This window comes from Alcanivorax sp. HI0083, assembly GCF_001635175.1.
The window spans coordinates 1-644 of sequence record NZ_LWFX01000394.1; the positions used below are offsets into that span (position 1 = coordinate 1).

The 644-nt window shown below is 59.3% G+C and carries 1 protein-coding gene and 1 pseudogene; both read right to left on the reverse strand.

All coding sequences use genetic code 11. From position 1 onward, the window contains the following. Positions 1 to 294: tryptophan synthase subunit alpha (gene trpA / locus A3754_RS04055; RefSeq protein WP_063518902.1), on the reverse strand; the 294-nt coding region annotated here is incomplete at its 3' end. 109 nt (positions 295 to 403) lie between these two features. Beyond that, positions 404 to 644, reverse strand: a pseudogene (locus tag A3754_RS04060) (tryptophan synthase subunit beta); the annotation flags it as partial.

The following is a 644-nucleotide window of genomic DNA, read 5'->3' on the forward strand; positions in this document are numbered from 1 at the left end:
CACCACCGGCGTATCCGCGTTGGTTTCGCGGAATGTCTTCACCATATCCAGGATATCGCGGGTGGACGTGTTGTGCGCCAGCGCGCGCTCACAGGCGAGCTGGATCACTGGCCCGTCCGCCATGGGATCGGAAAACGGCACGCCCAGCTCAATGATATCGGCGCCAGCGTCTACCATGGCGTGCATCAGCGGCACCGTCACTTCTTTTACCGGATCACCAGCGGTCACAAAAGGAATCAGGGCCTTGCGCTTCTGGTCGGCGAGGCGCTGGAAGCAACTTTCAATACGACGCATTTCTGCTCCTTAAAACAGGTAGTGGAAAGCCCTCCTCCGGGCTTTCCGGGCCGGTGTCGTGCTTGACCACACGACACCGGCCGCTATAAGCCAACCGCCTGACATCGAATCAGAATTCGATCCCGTCAATGGCGGCCACGGTCAGAATATCCTTGTCGCCCCGGCCAGACAGGTTCACCACAATGTTCTGGTCCGGTGACATGGTGGGCGCCAATTTACGGGCATACGCCAGTGCGTGGGCCGATTCCAGTGCCGGCATAATGCCTTCCACCTGGGTTAGCTCACGGAATGCCGACAGGGCTTCCTGGTCGTCTGCGGCCACATAATTCACCCGACCAATGTCCTTGAGC